Here is a 17354-nt window from a genome sequence, read left to right as displayed (position 1 = left end):
TTACTCCTCTTCAAATTCAAAACTAAGCCCTATCTTACAACCTGGACAAAAAGTCATATTTTCATTAATAACAGCACCACACTCAGGACAAAGTAAATCTTCCTCATCTTTCACATCTTCAACAGATTCATCGTCATTAGAAATTATTACCATTCCTTCTTTTAATATTTTATTTATCTCTTCTTGCTTTTCATAAGTTATTCCTAACTCAAAAAGCTTATCTTCGCTGGCATTCAAAAAATTATCGATATCATCAAGATCTCTTTGAATCAATTTGGCAACAATATCATCATCAAGAACTTTAAGTTCACTAATTTTATTTATCTCTTCAAATTCATCTTCCTGAACATTATCCTGAATAATTTTGTCAAACATTTCAAAAGTATCTTGCTTAAACTCTCCACTTGCCTTCATTTCAGCAAATTGACTATTAGTTTTAACATCAATTGCCCAATCAAGAAGTCTATTTGCAAGTCTAACATTTTGTCCCATCTTACCTATTGCAAGCGAAAGCTGATCATCACTTACAACAACTAATGCCTTATGCAAATCTTCATCAATAATATACACATTATCTATCTTAGCCGGAGTTAAGGAATCCTTAATAAACTCCTTAATATCTTTAGAATAAGGAATAATATCTATTTTTTCTCCTTCAAGTTCTTTAATTATTGATTGAATTCTAACTCCCTTTTGTCCAATACAAGGACCTACAGAATCAACTTCTTCTTTCTCAGAATAAACAGCAACTTTAGTCCTATAACCTGGATCCCTTACTATTTTATGTATCTTAATAATCCCTTCTTCAATCTCAGGAATTTCAAGAGCAAGTAATTCTTCAATAAATTTAGGATGGGTTCTTGATAAAATTACCTCTATCCCATTCCTTCCTTTTTTAACACTATAAACAAGAACTCGCACTTTATCATTAAGACTATAAACCTCTCTTGGAGATTGATATTTCTTAGGAATAACACCATCTGTACTACCAAGATTAACATAAAGATCGCCATTTCTATTTTGTTGAACATAACCAATAACAATTTTATGTAATTTATGCTTAAATTCTAAATAAAGTTCATTATCCTCAATTCCCTGCAAATCACTCTTAGTTCTTTGTTTAGCAACCTGAATTGATAGTCTATCAAAAATTTTAGGATTAATTTCAACATAAACATATTCATTATCTACAACTTCAAATGTTTTAGCATCATCTACTAATATCTCCATTACATTATTTTTAACTTCATCCACAATCCTTTTTTTGGAATAAACTATTAAGTCCCCAGTATTATCATCAAACTTAATTAAAGCATTATCACTTGTTCCAAAGTATTTCTTATAAGCTATTATTACCGATTCTCTAACCGTCTTTCTAATAGCATCTATACTCATTCCCCGCTCACTAGCAATATTGGCAATCATTTGACCAGTACCCTTTATCATATCCAAGACTCCTTTAAGACAATTTAGCCTTCTTAACATTGCTATAAAGAATTTTTACTTCCTTATACTCCGTTTTAAAAATAAAACCATCCCTCTCTGCTCTTAAGATAAAACCTTCTTCAAAATCATTGTTTAACATCAATTTAATTTTTTTACCCTCAAAAATCTTAAACTCTCTATCACTCTTAATTTTTCTATTTATTCCAGGCGTAGAGATTTCTAAACTAACATTATATTTAAGAACCGCTTCCAATTTCAATAAAATCATTTTATGTAAATCACAAAGCATATCAACACTGAAATTATCACTCTTATAAAGAACTATCTGTATTTTAAATTCATCTCTTCTTCTAAAAGTATTAATTTCTATAATTGAGATTCCTAATAGATAGGTTACATCCTTTATTAAATCATAAATTTCACTATTATCAGAAATTTTAACCAATCACATTCCTAAAAAGAATAAGGCTCTTTTTAAAAGAACCTTATTAAATAAAATAATCAATCCAACTCAAATGTAGCATTAATGTCAACAAATGTCAATATACTAATCATCAACTAAACTCTAGCAATTGACAGTTTCATTACCTGATAAAATCCATGCTTTATGAGGATATTTTCACAAAAAGTCATAGATGTTCCGGTTGTCACAATATCATCAATAAGCACAACTCTTTTAAATTTTATATGTTTATATTTAGATCTTAACTTAATCTTATTCTCTAAATTAGTATATCTCAAATTTCCACGTAATAGCTTTTGACTTCTCCCCAAATCTCGTTTCAAAATATTGATATAATTTATCCCTTTCTTAGATAAGAAATTACCAATATATTCCATATGATCAAAATCATAAAAAACATTTCTTTTAAAACTACAAGGAACACTAACAACCAAATCAAAATCAATATTCATTAAAAATTGCAAAATCATATTTGCAAAAAATTTACCAAGTAATTTTTGTCCATCACTCTTATAAGCAAGAATTAATTTTTTATATTCATCTTTATATTCAAAAAAATACCAAATATCATCTTTCAACTTAACATCAAAATGAAAAAAAGTAATACACTGCTTGCAAAGGGAATTTAAACAAACATAATTTCCATGACAATAAGAACAAAAAGGAAGCAATATACTTTTAAAAACAGTCCAATTCCACATTAATATTTTTAAGTTTTAATTTTTAATATTATTTCATTTAACAGATTCATCGCTTGAAAAGGAGTGATACTATTAATATTTATTTGAGAGATAAAATTCTGCAGTTCAAAATAAGCATTAAGTTCAGACTTATAATTTAAACTTTTTTCTGGTAATTTTTCATCAATAACAGAAGTCATAGTAGCAAAATTAGATACACAAAAATGCTCTCGACTAGTCAAACTCTTAAGAATAATATTAGCTCTTTTTACAACCTCTAAAGGTATGCCAGCTATTTGAGCAACATAAATTCCATAAGAATTAAGAGACGGTTTCTCTTCAACTTCTCTTAAGAAAATAAGTTCATCCCCTTGTTGCTCTATTTTCATTGAAAGATTCACAAAAGAATCATGATTAATAGCTGATAGTTCATGAAAATGAGTTGCAAATAAACTCCTAGCCTTAATATGCTTTAAAATATATTCAACAATCGAATATGCAATAGCAAGTCCATCATTAGTACTAGTACCTCTACCAACTTCATCCATAATAATCAAACTATTTTGAGTTGCATTTCTTAAAATATTAGCCGTCTCATTCATTTCTACTAAAAACGTAGATTCACCTTTAGAAATATTATCACTTGCACCTATTCTACAAAAAATCTTATCTGTAATCCCTATTATCGCCTTACTAGCAGGCACAAAAGAACCAATATGACTCATTAAAACAATTAACGCAGTTTGACGCAAATAAGTTGATTTTCCTGCCATATTAGGTCCCGTAATCAAACAAAAATATTTCTCACTATTAATTTTGACAGAATTTTTAGTAAAAGCTTCAATTCCTCTCATATAATGCTCAACAACAGGATGTCTAGCACACTCAAGAATAATTTCTTTATTATTTGTCAAAATAGGTCTTACATATTCATTTTTTCTAGCCAAATATGCAAAATTTGCAATTACATCGATATACGCAAAAAACTCAGCTATTTTTTTAATAATGACACTATATTTAACAACTCTTAAAGCTATCTCATCAAAAATTTCTTGCTCAAAAGCTAATAAATTATCTTCAGCATCATTAATATCTCGCTCAAGTTCAATAAGTTTGTTAGTTTTGTATCTCTTAGCAGAATTTAAATTCTGACTCTCTATAAAGTGAGATGGAACTTGTCCATAATAACTTTTTGTAACCTCAAAAAATAAACCTTTAATGTTAGTTCTCTTGATCTTAAGACTATTAATTTTATTAAAATCTCTCTCAAAATTAAGATAATCATCAATATATTTACTTGCATTATTTTTAATCTCTCTCAAACGATCAATCTTAACATTATACCCATGTTTTATAAGTTCTTCTTGTTCATTTGAAATAGAACTATCAATTAAAGAATAAACTTCCATTATGCTGGTTTCATCATTAACATCAAATATCCAATAATTAAAAGAATATTCATTAAGCAATTCTTTCACTGAAAAAAATGCCAGCAAAGTTTCTTTAATAAACAAAAAATCTTTTTTTACATATTTTTTCATTTGAAGTCTTGATATTATTCTCTCAATATCCCAAACATCACTAAGAATATCTCTCAATTGCATGCTTAAATTAACATTATTACTTAAAAATTCTACATGAAATAATCTATTATTAATTGCACCAATATCTAAGAGAGGATTTAATATATACTCTCTTAAAAGTCTCTTTCCCATTGGTGTTTTACAATCATTTAACACCGAATAAAGAGAATAACAAACTGTCAAATCATTATTATTTTTTACAAGTTCAAGATTTATCTGAGTAACATCATCAAGAAACATATACTCAGAATCATTATTAATATTAATCGTATCAATATTGATCAATAAATTTTTTAAATTGTTCTTTATATAATCTATTATTAAAAAAGATGAAATATAATAAGGCTCACTCTCTGTAAAACCAAGAACACTTAAACTAACAATATTAAAATGTTCCTTTAATGATTTAATAGCAATATCCTTATCTAAATGCCAACTGGGAACTTTATTAACTAAAAATCGATCAAGAACAAGTTTTTCTAAATATTCATAGTAAAAATCATCAGAAACTATTATTTCCTTTGGAGAATATTTTTCAATATCACGCCTTAACTTTTCTAAAAAATTTCCTTTATAAAAAATAATCCCTAGCTTAGATGTTGATAAATCTATATAAGAAAATGAATAATAATCTTTATAATCACTAATAGCTACCAAATAATTATTAACATCATCTTGTAAAAAATCCTCATCAATTACAACACCAGGACTTATAACTTCAACAACTTCTCTTTCTAATGGACCCTTAGGATCAGTTTGCAATCCTTGTTCACAAATTGCAACCTTCCTATCAAGCAAAATTAATTTTTTAATATATTCTCTGCTTGTATGACAAGGGACCCCACACATAGGGACATTTTCTCTTTTAGTCAAAGTTAAACCTAAAAGCTTACTCCCTTCTATAGCATCATCAAAAAACATCTCATAAAAACTACCTACCCTAAAAAATAGAATAGAATCTTTATATTTGTCTTTAATATCTAAATACTGCCTCATCATCGGCGTAATATCTTTTTTCATATAGATAACACTCAAATTATAATTGATATTATTAAAACTTTACAATATACTTAAAAATATCAAAAGAATGAAAAATGGAAAAAGATACTTCTCAAAGCAATGTCTTTTATATGTGTAAAGGCGATTCTATTTTCATAAAGCTAATTAACAGATTCACAGCATTATATTCTGTTAATTTTAAAACATTCATTAAAAATACATTTATTAATAATAATGATAAAATAAATAACTTATATATAGATTTATCTGAAACTCAATATTTAGATTCAACTTTTATGGGAGTATTTCTATATATTGACAATAAAAGCAATGAAAATAAAAAAAATTTCAAAATAATAAATTCTAGTAAAGAAGCACTTCAAAACCTCAGATCGCTTGGTCTTGAAAAAATATTAAAAATAGAAAATAGAAAAGAAAAATTAAATAAAAGTGATATGCAAGAATATTTTTGTTTTAACACACATAAAAATACAATATTCAAGTCTATGCTAAAATCACACATTTTACTTTCAAGTCTAAATAGAGACAACAAAAAAGAATTTTGTACTCTAATTAGAAGACTTAAAAAAGAAAATAGCAATTAAAATTAAATAAAAATATATTATAACAAGACACTATTGTTCATTTAAATATTTAACGACATCATCTGTTATATCAACAGTACTATTATAATAAAGAATATAAGGATTATCCTTTTTCATAACCAAAGAAATACCACTAGTTTCTGCAACATATTGAATACTCTTAAGTATCTTACTCCAAAGTACTCCATCACTATTTAAGCTGTTTATATTAATTTGTTTTTGTTGTTCAAAATTACTTTTCGCCAAATTTTTTAGTTTTTTAAGTTCATCAATCTTTAAATTATACTGATTACCATATAATTTAGCATTATCTAAATCATGTATTTCCATAGAATTATCATACATTTTCCTTAAATCTTTAATCTCAGAATTTAAAGTATCAATTCGCTCTTGATAATGATTTTTCAACTGTTCAAGGTTAGACTTCAATTGGGGACTTAAAAACCCAATTATAACTTTCTCAAAATCCACAATACCAATCTTTGTAACATTAAGTGACAAAAGATTTAACGGAAAAAAACATGCAAATAAAAACACAATGAAAGCCATAAAACCTCCCTATAAAAATTATCTAAATTATATCAGTATCTCATATCAATGGCTAAGAAAAATCGAAATCCTCCCAAATAATTATAATATCTATTAATACTCCCATTATCAAAATAAAATGGATAAGCCATCATAAAGGACAAAGGTATTTGAGGTAAAACAAATCTAATCCCAGATCCCCAACTAAAAATAAAATTACTAAAAGGCACAAATAAAGCATTTTTTTGTCCTTCAAGAGCATAAGAAGCCATATCTAAAAATAAAATATCCCAAACCATAATATTTTTAATTAAAGGCATTGATAACTGAATAGTATTTACAAAAGAACTATAAATATTACTCAAAGTTCCCCATCCCCTAGCAACCATAAAATTTTCACTAATAACCAAAAGATGATGCGGTTGTATTTCTATTTCAAAACCATTTCCAAGTGGTGGCAAAATATTTGAATAAATACTTCTAAAAGTCAAAATTAAATCGATAAACGGACTAAAAACATCTTGATAACCTAAGAGAGAAAAATATCTCTCAAAAGTTGTTGTGGACTTTGTAAAATGACTTTGTCCAAATAAAAATCCACCAAAAAAATCAAATTGTTGTTTAAGTAAAAACCCATTATTAGATAAAGACTGAGAATTTCTCGTATCCCACGCAACACTAACTCCCAAAGAATTCTCAAATCTAATAGTATTATAATTATCTCTCAAATAATAATTTGAAGGTCTATTAACATTATCATCATAATATACATATTTTAAAGCCGTCTGAATAGTTCCAATAAATGACTGCTTTCCAAGATAATTGGAAAAAGCATAGCCAGTAAATCCACTAACACTAAATTTGGCTAAGGAATAATTCATAATATTAAAATCAGAAAAATTTTTAGCATTATTATATGCTTCCCAACTTACAAAAGGATCTGGAACCTCTTTTTTACCTATAAATATAGGACCATTAATATCTTGATAAGCGGTATTCACAGAATGTGACAAATCAAAAAACCCACCAATAGTCCATCTAGTTTGCATAAACCAATTATCCTCAAACATCAACCGAATACTTTGTTCAGAAAAAGCAAGATTAATTCTTGCTGAGAGAGAATATCCTTTACCTAAAAAATTAGATTGTTCCCACTGTCCAAAAAGTGAAAATGGAAACCAAGAATTAGTAATACCACCAAAATTCATACCAAATCTCAAACTTGCTGTCTCTCGCTCTTCAACAATAAAATTTATTTTCATTAAGCCCTCAATATTACTTGGAACAACATCGGGTACTACATTTCCAAAATAACCAAGCCTTTGCAAATTAAGCATTCCCATACGAAGCCTCTCCAAACTGAAAACATCTCCCTCAATTAATGGAATTTCTCTAAGTATCACATGAGAATCTGTTTTGTTATTACCTGAAACAGTAATAGACTCAATATGTGCCTTATCTTTTTCTAATATTTTAATAGAATAATCTACAAAATCATCTCTTATAGTTTGAGAAGGAATAATCTCTGTAAAGATATAACCATCAGAATAATACTTTTCCCTAATCTTTGCAAAATCTTGTTCAAATTTTGACTCATCGAAAATATCTCCTTCTTTAAAAGTAACTAAAGATAATAATTCATCCAATTTAAAAACCAAATTTCCAATAATTTCAAATTTACCAAATTTAAAAATATCACCCTCTGAAATAAAATATTTTAGGTAAACTTCTCTCTCTAATTTTTTAGAATCACTAGGAACACGTATATCTACAATATTATTTACAACTTTTGCATTAATGTATCCATTATTTTTATAATAAGATTCAAGCCGCATTTTATCTTTATCAATATTTGATTTTAAATACTTACCATCAAAGAATAAAGATGCTGGTTTTGATACAAGATATTTTCTAAGAACACGACTCTTAAAATTCAAATTGCCTTCAAAAGAAACCTCTTTAACAATATATTTAGGACCTGCATTAATTTTAAATACAATACTTACCAAATTATTCTCTTCTTTAATATCATATGTAACAGCAACATCAAGATACCCAGCATCCTGATACATTTCTTCAAATTTAATAACACTCTTTTTAATCTTTGAAAGATTTAAAGCTTCTTTTACCTTAACATTCGACTTCTCACGTAATTCACTATTCCAAAAAATTCCACTATCATCAACAAAATTAACACTTTTTATTAACGATTTTTCTTTTACAAAAAATACAATCAGAAGTTTGTCATCATCAAGTTTAAACTCAGGCCGAATAAGTCCATCAAAATAATCAAGAGCATAAAGATCAACTTGTAATTTATCAAAAAGTTCATCAGAATAATGCTGCCCCAAATAAACATTTAAAATACTTTTTAAATCATTTTCACTTACATTTTTAAGACCAATAAAGTCAATATTTTTTATAATCTTGCCCTTATAACTGTCTTGGGAATAAGACAGATTAAATACTAATAAAAAACAAACTATAAAAATAAAGGTTCTAAATAACTGCACTTCAAACCCCTCAATATTTAAATTTCCAAAAAATAGACACCTGGCTCCCGAAACCATAACCATGCTTCATAAAATTATAGTCAAAAGTATAATCAATAAAGAAAAACGGAGAATCAAGTTCAAGACCAAGATTAATACTAAAATTTAAATTTTGAGAAAATGGTGTTATTTCTTCTATTAAAAATCCAAATCCTGCTTTGGCAAAAACACCATCAAGAATATATTTACCCACTGTAACATTTGTTTTATCAAGAACACCTACAAACGTAGGAGAATTTCTCAAAGTACCAATAGCATTCCTTAGTATATCCGTTTTTATACTCAGTAGGTCTAATTTTAATACAGAACGCATATAATCTTCAATAGGTTGTATGATCAAATCAATCAGGATATCACCAACTAGTCCAAGTGCCATTTCAAGCGTATTTACACCTGCCGATTGTAAACCATGTTTACCTCCTCCAATTATTGCATTTGACAAGAGATATTTAATCTCTTGTTCTGTTCTCGCAGGATAAGATGAAAACTTAAAATTCCATAAACTTAAAGGACTATCTATAGTCATAGTTATAAATAAATTTTCACCACCATCTTTAACAATATTTGTAGCCTCAGCTTTTACCCAAGGATCAAATTTATTTTTATTCTCATTAAAAGATATATACGATACACCTCGAAACACAAATTGTTTGCCATTATAATTAAAAGAACCACTTGCAATATTTAAATCACCCTTAAGAATAAAATCATCTGTTTTAGTATCTGATTTAACTTCAAGCGTATTTCCTTTTACAATAACAGCATTTAAAAAGGAAATCTTATTATCTGGCCAATGAAAAGCAACATTATTATCAAAATTAATTTTAAGATCAGTCACAATATCTAAACCTTTAGAATCAGTATTAAATACTCCAACATCCTTTGATTTTTTATAAGGATCTATTAATAAGTCAACAATTGAATTTTCAAGTAAATAAACCCACGCATTAGAGACATTTAAATCTCCCTTAAACATAATCTCTTCAGAATTACCTTCAATAAAGAAATCACCCGAAGCATGTCCAACAAAATTTATAGTCACTTTATCAAATTTAATAGGTACCCCAGAATTACCAGAAACATTAATATCTATTTTATAATAATCAACAATACTATCACTTAAAAAATTAAGATTTAAATGAGCAACAACATCAACAGCAGAATAATAATCTAAATGAAATTTATTCTCAATAATAACACTATTATCTTTAATAGAAACTGGTACATCAATTAACTCTAAAATTCTACTCTGACCATATTGTCTAAATGATTTTAAATATTCAGTGCTCATAGAACCATTTAAAACCTGAAATTTTCCATTAAGATTTGGATTATATAAATCACCATCAAGCTCTAATTCACCAACTAAATCAAGATCATAGAGAACAAAATGTTCCTTAATATTGAAAAGAGATTGTGACACTAATAAATCTTCTGTAATTAATTTTGAATTAAATTTAATATTCCCTATACTACTTGTAATTTTATCCTTTACAATGTTTCCTGTTGCAATAAAACTAAAGGGTAAATAATCATTTAATATCAAATTAAAATTACCATTAGCATATTCATATAAATAACTAATCAAATCATATTCAATTGATGAAATCATCAATCTTTCAGAATTATTTTCAAATTCAATTGTAAGTTCAGAAAGATTTTTGTCTTTATACATTAATTCTCTTAATGCAATCTCTCCATCAATTTCACTCCTTAAAATTCCAAATTCTTCTTCTGTTGAATCTTCCAACATTTGAAAACTTGCATTCACTTTTGACGAAAAAAGATCACTATTAACATTTAAATTAGAAAGTCCAATAGAATTTTCAATATCATATCTAAAATTACCTGTTAAAACTTCTCTTTTATTTTGAATAGCCTTTATATTATAAATATTAAGATTATTATCAACCAATCCCAAATTCAAAGAAAAATATGTAGGAATACCTACCAAAGAAAGACCATCTGTTTCAAGATAAGCATTAAGAGAATATTTAAAAAAATCACTATCTTTAAAATTAAGTATAAAATTACCATTAATCTTACCACTTAAAAATGATAGAAATTTCAAATTATCAAAATTAAATCCCTGAAATCTACCAACAAAATAGCTGCCATCCTCATTAGTATCAATTCCTAAAAAATAACGTTCAGAATTTAAACTTGAAAACAAATTTAAATTACCATTAAGCTTATTATTTAAATTTAAATATCCTTGACCTTGTAAATTTGAATTTTTATTCACAAACTTAATATTTGAAAGACTAACTTTTTGATCCTTATATAAACCTTCAAAACTAAAATTAAAATTAAAATTAGGATTAATAGAAATTTTATCTAACCTAAATTTAGAGAGCATAATACTCAAATTATCTGTCACTCTTTGATAATCACCATAAGAATTTATACTTAACAAAATTTCAGAATCGCCATTATAAAAACGAAAATCATTAATATCACAAAAACAAGCTATGATTAAATCAGAATAAGTTAAATTGATCTGTGCCTTAGGTGAAAGTTTTAAATTGGCATATCTATCTTTAAAATTAAATTCAAAAGAAACAGGATAATTCCTATTTAAATATTGAAACTTAGTATCTATCTTTAAACTATCATCAAACAAATGTACCAAAAAACTAGAATTTACATCATAATCGCCACTATTATAATTAAAGTATTTTACTTTATAAGAATTTCCTTCTCCACTAGCATCAAACATTAAACTAAAATTACTTAATTTTGAAAATAGAGTAAACTTAAGATCATTTAATTTACTCTTAGTATAATCAACAATATTTAAGTTAAAATCTGAATTCAAATTTAAATACTTACCCGACAAAAAATACTCAGGAATGATTTTACTCATAAAAATTTCTGGAAAGATATCTTTAAAGAAAAGCACAGGAAACTCTTTAACACCTAGATTAAGATTGAAATTTTCCCTATTAAAATCACCCTTTAAAGAAAGGGTAGAATTATTGTTAACAAAATTTAACAAATAATCAACATGGATATTCTTTGAATCAAAATCCGTCTTTAAATTTAAATCTTTAATTTTCAGTCTACCAATTTTAAAATCTTTAGATTTTACACAAAAATACTGTTTTTCTTTACTAAAATTCAAATGCCCATTAATATCATTTAAATTAAATATTTTGGCTGATTTAAAATCAAGCTTTCCTATCGGCATTAAATTTTTAAAAGAATAATAACCCTTATACCCAACAAACCCTCTCTTAAGTTTTATGAAAGCATTCTGTATATCTGCAATTTCCTCATTACCTTTAACTTGTATTTTAACACCCTGAATTTCCTTATCTGCAATATCATCACTCAAAGACGAGTTTAATAAAAATGCATACCTTAAGTCTTTATCTGTAAAATCATAAGAAAACGCAAATTGACCATTCAAACTTGTATCAAGATAACTATTATAATTTTTCAAATAATCATTAAGCTTTATCCAATCTAAAAGATTTATATCAAAAAACAAAGCATCCAATCTTAAAAAATTTTTGTTAAAGTCATATTTTAAATTAAAATCCAAATTTTCTCTTATAATATTAAAAACCTCAATATTACCCTTTGAATAATTTATTTGAAACCCTTGTTCAAGAAAAGTAAAATAATCTGTATAAAATTCTAAAAAACTAAAGTTAATATACCCATCTTCAAGATCTTTTTTAAATTTACCCTCAAAATAAAAGACTGAATTAACAATATTTTCACTATTAACATCAGGATATAAAATTTCAGGAAGGCCAAAATTAACAACAAAATTAAATAAAAAATCATCATCAATAGTCTTTAATATAAAATTATTAATTTGAAATCTCAAAAATCTACCAGGACTTAATTTTAAATTAATATTAATATCTTCTAAATGCATATGAAGACTTTCAAAGGAACCAAACATCTTGCCAATTATTACACGACTAGCTTTTTCATCATTTAACTCTAATTTCATAGGAATTGAACTTTTGGATTTAAGAATTTTAAAATCATTTAAATCAAAATTCAAAGTACTACCCTTAACAAAAATATCTAAAATAATATTTTCATTTCCTAACAATAAGTTAAATAAATCTAAATTAACCTTAACAGTATGCATCAAGACTTTATCTTGTTCATTTAAACTCAACTCCAAATTGTCTATTTTAATCGAAGATAAAAAATAAGGATCGATTTTACTATATTTAATCTTAAAACCGAATTTTGCCTCAAGATAATTCATAATAAAAAACCTAGCAGAATAAACTTGAAATTGAACAAACAAAACAAAAATAATAAGAACAAATATAAAAACTAAAATCGAACAAATAAAAGATAGGGTATCTTTATTCCTTATAAAAAACAAATTCATAGATCTATTAATATATATTATATAATATTTACAGTAAGCATCTAATTACTAAAATATCTAAGGAGATAATTTTTGTGACTAAGATCCTAAAAAATTTTTATTGTATAGAAGGAATTGATGGAAGCGGCAAAACAAGTATAATCCAAAAATTACAAAAAATCTGTAACAATAAAATGAAATACCATTTTACAAAAGAACCATCAACAGGAATAATTGGCAAACTCATAAGAAAACAACTGACCAACTTTAAAAATCCCTTACGAAAAGTATCATTAGCACATTTATACGTTGCAGATAGATACGAACATTTATATAATATACAAAATGGAATAATAGCAATACTAAATAAAAATCAAACAAAAGTAATAAGCGATAGATATTTATTCTCATCTATAGCATATCAAGGAGAATTAGGGTATAAACTAAATAAAGATTTCCCATTACCTGAAAAACTTTTTTTTATAAAAACAGACCCCAATATAGCATTTAAACGTATTCAAAAAAATAGAACACAAGCGGATCTTTTTGAATTTGAAGAAGCTAAATTTAAAGAAATAAATTCTAGATACATGGAAATGTTTCAAATTTTTAATCAACTAATTGATATTGTATATATTGAAAACTCAAGTGAACACGATCTTGAAATAAGTGCAAGGAAAATTTTTGATTTAATAAAATTTTAACATCTAGTATAACAAAAGGAAGGATACAAAACATGTTTCATAATAACTTTTTTGTATTATATTTAATAGTACTTTCAATTTTACTCATAATTAACGTCAATGCATCATCAAAATTTTTCTATGCTGAACAATGGTATGTTATTTTTAATGAAAATATGAAAAAAAAACCAGACAATTATAAAAGGAATATTTTTTTTCTACAAAACGCATTAAAATATCCATTCGGGAATCCAAATTATTCTCTAGCTCAAATAAAAACAAAAGAAGAATGGAATAAATATAAGCTGCTCTTTAAAATGCATGTAAATTTACTTCTTGTTAAGCAACATCTATATTTAGGTAATTTATTTGACACAAAACATGTATATTTTTATAACACTCCCAAAAAAGATGGCATTCTTAAAAACCTAAATCAAGCCATAATTTTTTATAAAATGGCCACTTCTTATTACAAAAAAGCTTTAACATATCATAAACAATTAGACAAATACAAATTTATCAAGATACAAGGTAATGGAATAACAAATTGGGAAGATGAATATTATAGAATTGAAATAAAAGAACTTAACTACTATGACATAATCGAACGAGAATTAATACACATTGAAAAAACAAAAGAATTTTTTCAAAAAAGACCAAATTTTTATTAATATTATTTTAAAAAATTCCCTTATACTCTCTTGAAACAATTACTTTTTGAATATAATCTTTACTAAGTGAAAATCTATTAACAATTTCCTTAAAATCTTCTTTACTTAAGATATTATATTCAAACGAAAGTGTAATCAAGGCTCTTTCTGCCAAAAAAGGCAATTTTAACACATTTTCTAAAATGGTAATATCATATTTCTCGCCAACCTCAATTAAAAGAGACTTTTGAAAATTTGAATTTACAATATTACTCTTTAAATCAACAATTTCTCTCTCTAGAAATTTTCTATCACCCTGAATATATAATAATGCAAAAGGTTTAAGAATAGTAAAAAAATATTCTCTCCCAACAAGATAATGATGTTTAGAACATCTTGTAGCATAATTTGGATAAATAGCAGATTCAACAATCTCATCACCACCAACAATTAATAAAGGATCAAAATAAGGTGCAGCTATTTCTTTACCTTCATAAAAATAATATCTATATGTCAAAAAAGATTCATCCATACAATTAATATGTTCACAATAAGCACCAAGACTACAAATTTTATCTGCATACTCTATTAAAAGTCTAGCCGTGTTATTAAATATTTCTTTTCTAAAATTATAAAGTAAAGTAGGAAGTATAAATAATACATTTAAATCTAAAGCTATCTTATTTACAATAAATACTAATCTCTCATCATAAAAACAAGTCTCATCAATAATAAAAGTCCCATATTCAGGATTTTTCTCTATCAATTGTCCTACATCAAAAGAATCACTAGCAAAATCAACACCATCAATTTCATCACTCCCACCGCCTCTATAAGGAATAACATTCTCAGGATAATTCTTAAATCTTTTTTTATCAAGAATATTTCTAATAAAAAATACATTGGCTCTATTTCTAAGACCCCTTGTGATAGAAGCTAAAATTTCAGAAGATTTATTTTTAATAATAAGAGAATCTTTATAAATTTTAGCAGCATATTCTGTCTTACCACTACCCATAGGACCAATAATAAGCATTAGATTTGAATTGTCTTTAAAATTAAAATGACTAATAGAAACAATATTATCAAGCTTAGAACGAGTATCGCCATTAACTAAATTCAAATAAAAGCCCATAAAAACAAACTCCCCCCAAACATAGCTCAATTTATTTATACAAATATAATAGAATCAAAAGGAATAATAAGCTGCAAAGGAGCTCCTAAATATCCAGAAAATAATCTTTTAACATAAAGTAATAATATAAATACTCTCTTATCCCTAATATATTTTAAATCATAAATAAAAATTTCATCATTAGTCCTAAAATTCAATTCATCACCAAGACCATTTGCAAAAACCTTGGCGACCCTATACTCTTTTCCAGCAATAAAACTTAAATTTAAACCCAAAAAAGCTCCCACTACATTTTTAAAAGAATCTCTATTAATGATACTCTCAAAAATATTTTCGGGTCGATTTTGGGGATATAAATAACTCTCGTATTCCTTATTATTCCTTTTATATTTAACACTTACCATAGACTTTCTTTGCAAAATATAATATTGTAATTCTCTTAAACTATCAAATTTTAAAGAATTAACACTTAAAATAGAATCTCCACTTCTAAGTCCACCAATATCTGCAGGCGAATTAGGAACTACATACGATATTTCTAAATTATTTAAACTTTCTGCAAAAGTAAAACCCAACCAATTATTCTTTAAAACACCACCTCTATACATAAAGGGCAATACCTTTAAAACCCATTTTGAAGGTATTACAAAATTAAGACCTTGAGAATATACAAATCCAGCAAATGTAAGGCCAACAAAACCTCCATTCTCATTGATGACAGGTCCACCAGAATTTCCCTGATTAATGGCAGCATCAATTTGATAAGAATCACCCACAGACAACAGATTTCTATTCTTACCAGAAATTATTCCTGAAGTAATAGTCTTCTCAAATCCCAAAGGAGAACCCATAGCATAAATTCTGTCTCCAATATTAATATTTGAAGAATAATCCAAATTAAATTGATGCTCTAATTTAAAAGAAACCTTAATTAATGCAAGATCCATCTCTTTTGAATAAGAAATCACTTCTGCGGGAAGCTTTTCACCCTTGCCTCTTGGAAGCTTAACATAAAGATTGGAAACTCCATTATAATCACTGTTAACTTGAGAACTAATTACATGATAATTAGTCAAAGCATATCCCTTCAGATTATCAATAACAAAAGAAGAACCTAAAGCAATATTGGGTACTCTATTACCATTTACAATTTTAGTGCCCATATCTACCCAAACCGTTAATACAGCTGTATCTAGCAAAACATTTTTTGAAGGAGATTTTTCATGAATAACAAAATTTTGCAAAAAATCAAAATTATTATCAAACAAATAATATTTTGCAAAAAAACTTGCAAGCATTGGATCCTTATGTCTCAAACTCTCAAGATGTTTTAAAATCAATTGCTTTTTGCTCTCATTAAGCATAATACCAAACAAATTTAAAGTCTCAAGCTTAAATAATGCTCCCTCATAATCTTTAGATTTGCATAAATTTAAATATTCATTTTGAATTCCAGATAAAGCTTTATCTCTTAAATCCAAAATATCCTGTTCCATTTCAAAACCATTATTTCTTAGATTGTAATAACTTGAAAGAGCAAATTCAAAATTATTGTCCTCAATATGCTTACTTATGCTTTCAGATGGGACATAATAAATTTGTTTGTCATCTATATCTCTTATTGTGTTGCATGAAAAAATTAACATAATGACAATAAAAATTTTTCTATGCATCAATAATTTTTAAAA

12 protein-coding genes are annotated in these 17354 nt (G+C 26.3%); 3 read left to right on the top strand and 9 right to left on the bottom strand.

Features of this window, described 5'->3' with window-relative positions:
- The 4 genes from nusA to mutS all read right to left on the bottom strand — a co-directional run bounded on the left by nusA (nt 1) and on the right by mutS (nt 5192).
- Nucleotides 1-1446: a transcription termination factor NusA gene (nusA, locus tag BDU_RS04030; RefSeq protein ID WP_038366651.1), complete on the bottom strand. Its 1446-nt coding sequence runs from the start codon at nt 1444-1446 to the stop codon at nt 1-3.
- Nucleotides 1447-1459: 13 nt separating this feature from the next.
- A complete protein-coding gene (rimP, locus tag BDU_RS04025) occupies nt 1460-1891 on the bottom strand; it encodes a ribosome maturation factor RimP (RefSeq protein WP_012538538.1) in 432 nt (143 codons plus the stop codon).
- Between the two features lie 113 nt (nt 1892-2004).
- Nucleotides 2005-2610 (bottom strand): amidophosphoribosyltransferase, encoded by a 606-nt coding sequence (locus tag BDU_RS04020; RefSeq protein WP_012538537.1) that lies wholly within the window; start codon nt 2608-2610, stop codon nt 2005-2007.
- 8 nt (nt 2611-2618) lie between these two features.
- Nucleotides 2619-5192 (bottom strand): DNA mismatch repair protein MutS, encoded by a 2574-nt coding sequence (gene mutS, locus BDU_RS04015; protein ID WP_041177755.1) that lies wholly within the window; start codon nt 5190-5192, stop codon nt 2619-2621.
- A gap of 74 nt (nt 5193-5266) precedes the next feature.
- On the opposite strand from mutS, the gene BDU_RS04010 reads away from it, so the two are divergent.
- A complete protein-coding gene (locus BDU_RS04010) occupies nt 5267-5776 on the top strand; it encodes an STAS domain-containing protein (RefSeq protein ID WP_012538535.1) in 510 nt (169 codons plus the stop codon).
- Nucleotides 5777-5806: 30 nt separating this feature from the next.
- Here BDU_RS04010 and BDU_RS04005 read toward each other — a convergent pair whose 3' ends face one another.
- Genes BDU_RS04005 through BDU_RS03995 form a run of 3 tightly spaced genes read right to left on the bottom strand, consistent with a single transcriptional unit; the run spans nt 5807 to nt 13219 of the window.
- Nucleotides 5807-6325 carry an OmpH family outer membrane protein gene (locus tag BDU_RS04005; protein WP_012538534.1) on the bottom strand — a complete coding sequence of 173 codons (519 nt, stop codon included), beginning with the start codon at nt 6323-6325 and terminating at the stop codon, nt 5807-5809.
- Between the two features lie 32 nt (nt 6326-6357).
- Nucleotides 6358-8880 carry an outer membrane protein assembly factor BamA gene (gene bamA, locus BDU_RS04000; protein WP_012538533.1) on the bottom strand — a complete coding sequence of 841 codons (2523 nt, stop codon included), beginning with the start codon at nt 8878-8880 and terminating at the stop codon, nt 6358-6360.
- Nucleotides 8828-13219, bottom strand: a complete 4392-nt coding sequence (locus BDU_RS03995; RefSeq protein WP_012538532.1) for a translocation/assembly module TamB domain-containing protein — start codon at nt 13217-13219, stop codon at nt 8828-8830. Before BDU_RS03995 ends, bamA begins: the two co-directional genes overlap by 53 nt.
- 74 nt (nt 13220-13293) lie before the next feature.
- Here BDU_RS03995 and tmk point away from each other — a divergent pair, with 74 nt between their 5' ends.
- On the top strand, nt 13294-13902 hold the full coding sequence (gene tmk, locus BDU_RS03990) for a dTMP kinase (protein ID WP_012538531.1): 609 nt from the start codon (nt 13294-13296) through the stop codon (nt 13900-13902).
- A 32-nt stretch (nt 13903-13934) separates the two neighbouring features.
- Nucleotides 13935-14552: a hypothetical protein gene (locus BDU_RS03985; protein ID WP_012538530.1), complete on the top strand. Its 618-nt coding sequence runs from the start codon at nt 13935-13937 to the stop codon at nt 14550-14552.
- A 7-nt stretch (nt 14553-14559) separates the two neighbouring features.
- Here BDU_RS03985 and BDU_RS03980 read toward each other — a convergent pair whose 3' ends face one another.
- Complete coding sequence (locus tag BDU_RS03980; protein WP_012538529.1) at nt 14560-15666, bottom strand: thymidine kinase; 1107 nt, start codon at nt 15664-15666, stop codon at nt 14560-14562.
- A 35-nt stretch (nt 15667-15701) separates the two neighbouring features.
- Entirely contained in the window at nt 15702-17339 is a 1638-nt protein-coding gene (locus BDU_RS03975) for a S1C family serine protease (protein WP_318250783.1), read from the bottom strand.
- Between the last annotated feature and the right edge of the window lie 15 nt (nt 17340-17354).

It is taken from the genome of Borrelia duttonii Ly (assembly GCF_000019685.1).
Lineage (GTDB): Bacteria > Spirochaetota > Spirochaetia > Borreliales > Borreliaceae > Borrelia > Borrelia duttonii.
Note: the sequence above shows the minus strand (reverse complement) of the source record. Positions and strands in the feature narration are given on the sequence as shown.

What these genes read in the sequence shown, in the direction of transcription:
- nusA (WP_038366651.1), bottom strand. Translation starts at nt 1,446, where the DNA reads ATGATAAAGGGTACTGGTCAAATGATTGCCAATATTGCTAGTGAGCGG.
- BDU_RS04020 (WP_012538537.1), bottom strand. Translation starts at nt 2,610, where the DNA reads ATGTGGAATTGGACTGTTTTTAAAAGTATATTGCTTCCTTTTTGTTCT.
- mutS (WP_041177755.1), bottom strand. Translation starts at nt 5,192, where the DNA reads ATGAAAAAAGATATTACGCCGATGATGAGGCAGTATTTAGATATTAAA.
- BDU_RS04010 (WP_012538535.1), top strand. Translation starts at nt 5,267, where the DNA reads ATGGAAAAAGATACTTCTCAAAGCAATGTCTTTTATATGTGTAAAGGC.
- BDU_RS04005 (WP_012538534.1), bottom strand. Translation starts at nt 6,325, where the DNA reads ATGGCTTTCATTGTGTTTTTATTTGCATGTTTTTTTCCGTTAAATCTT.
- bamA (WP_012538533.1), bottom strand. Translation starts at nt 8,880, where the DNA reads ATGGTTATGGTTTCGGGAGCCAGGTGTCTATTTTTTGGAAATTTAAAT.
- BDU_RS03995 (WP_012538532.1), bottom strand. Translation starts at nt 13,219, where the DNA reads ATGAATTTGTTTTTTATAAGGAATAAAGATACCCTATCTTTTATTTGT.
- BDU_RS03985 (WP_012538530.1), top strand. Translation starts at nt 13,935, where the DNA reads ATGTTTCATAATAACTTTTTTGTATTATATTTAATAGTACTTTCAATT.
- BDU_RS03980 (WP_012538529.1), bottom strand. Translation starts at nt 15,666, where the DNA reads ATGGGCTTTTATTTGAATTTAGTTAATGGCGATACTCGTTCTAAGCTT.
- BDU_RS03975 (WP_318250783.1), bottom strand. Translation starts at nt 17,339, where the DNA reads ATGCATAGAAAAATTTTTATTGTCATTATGTTAATTTTTTCATGCAAC.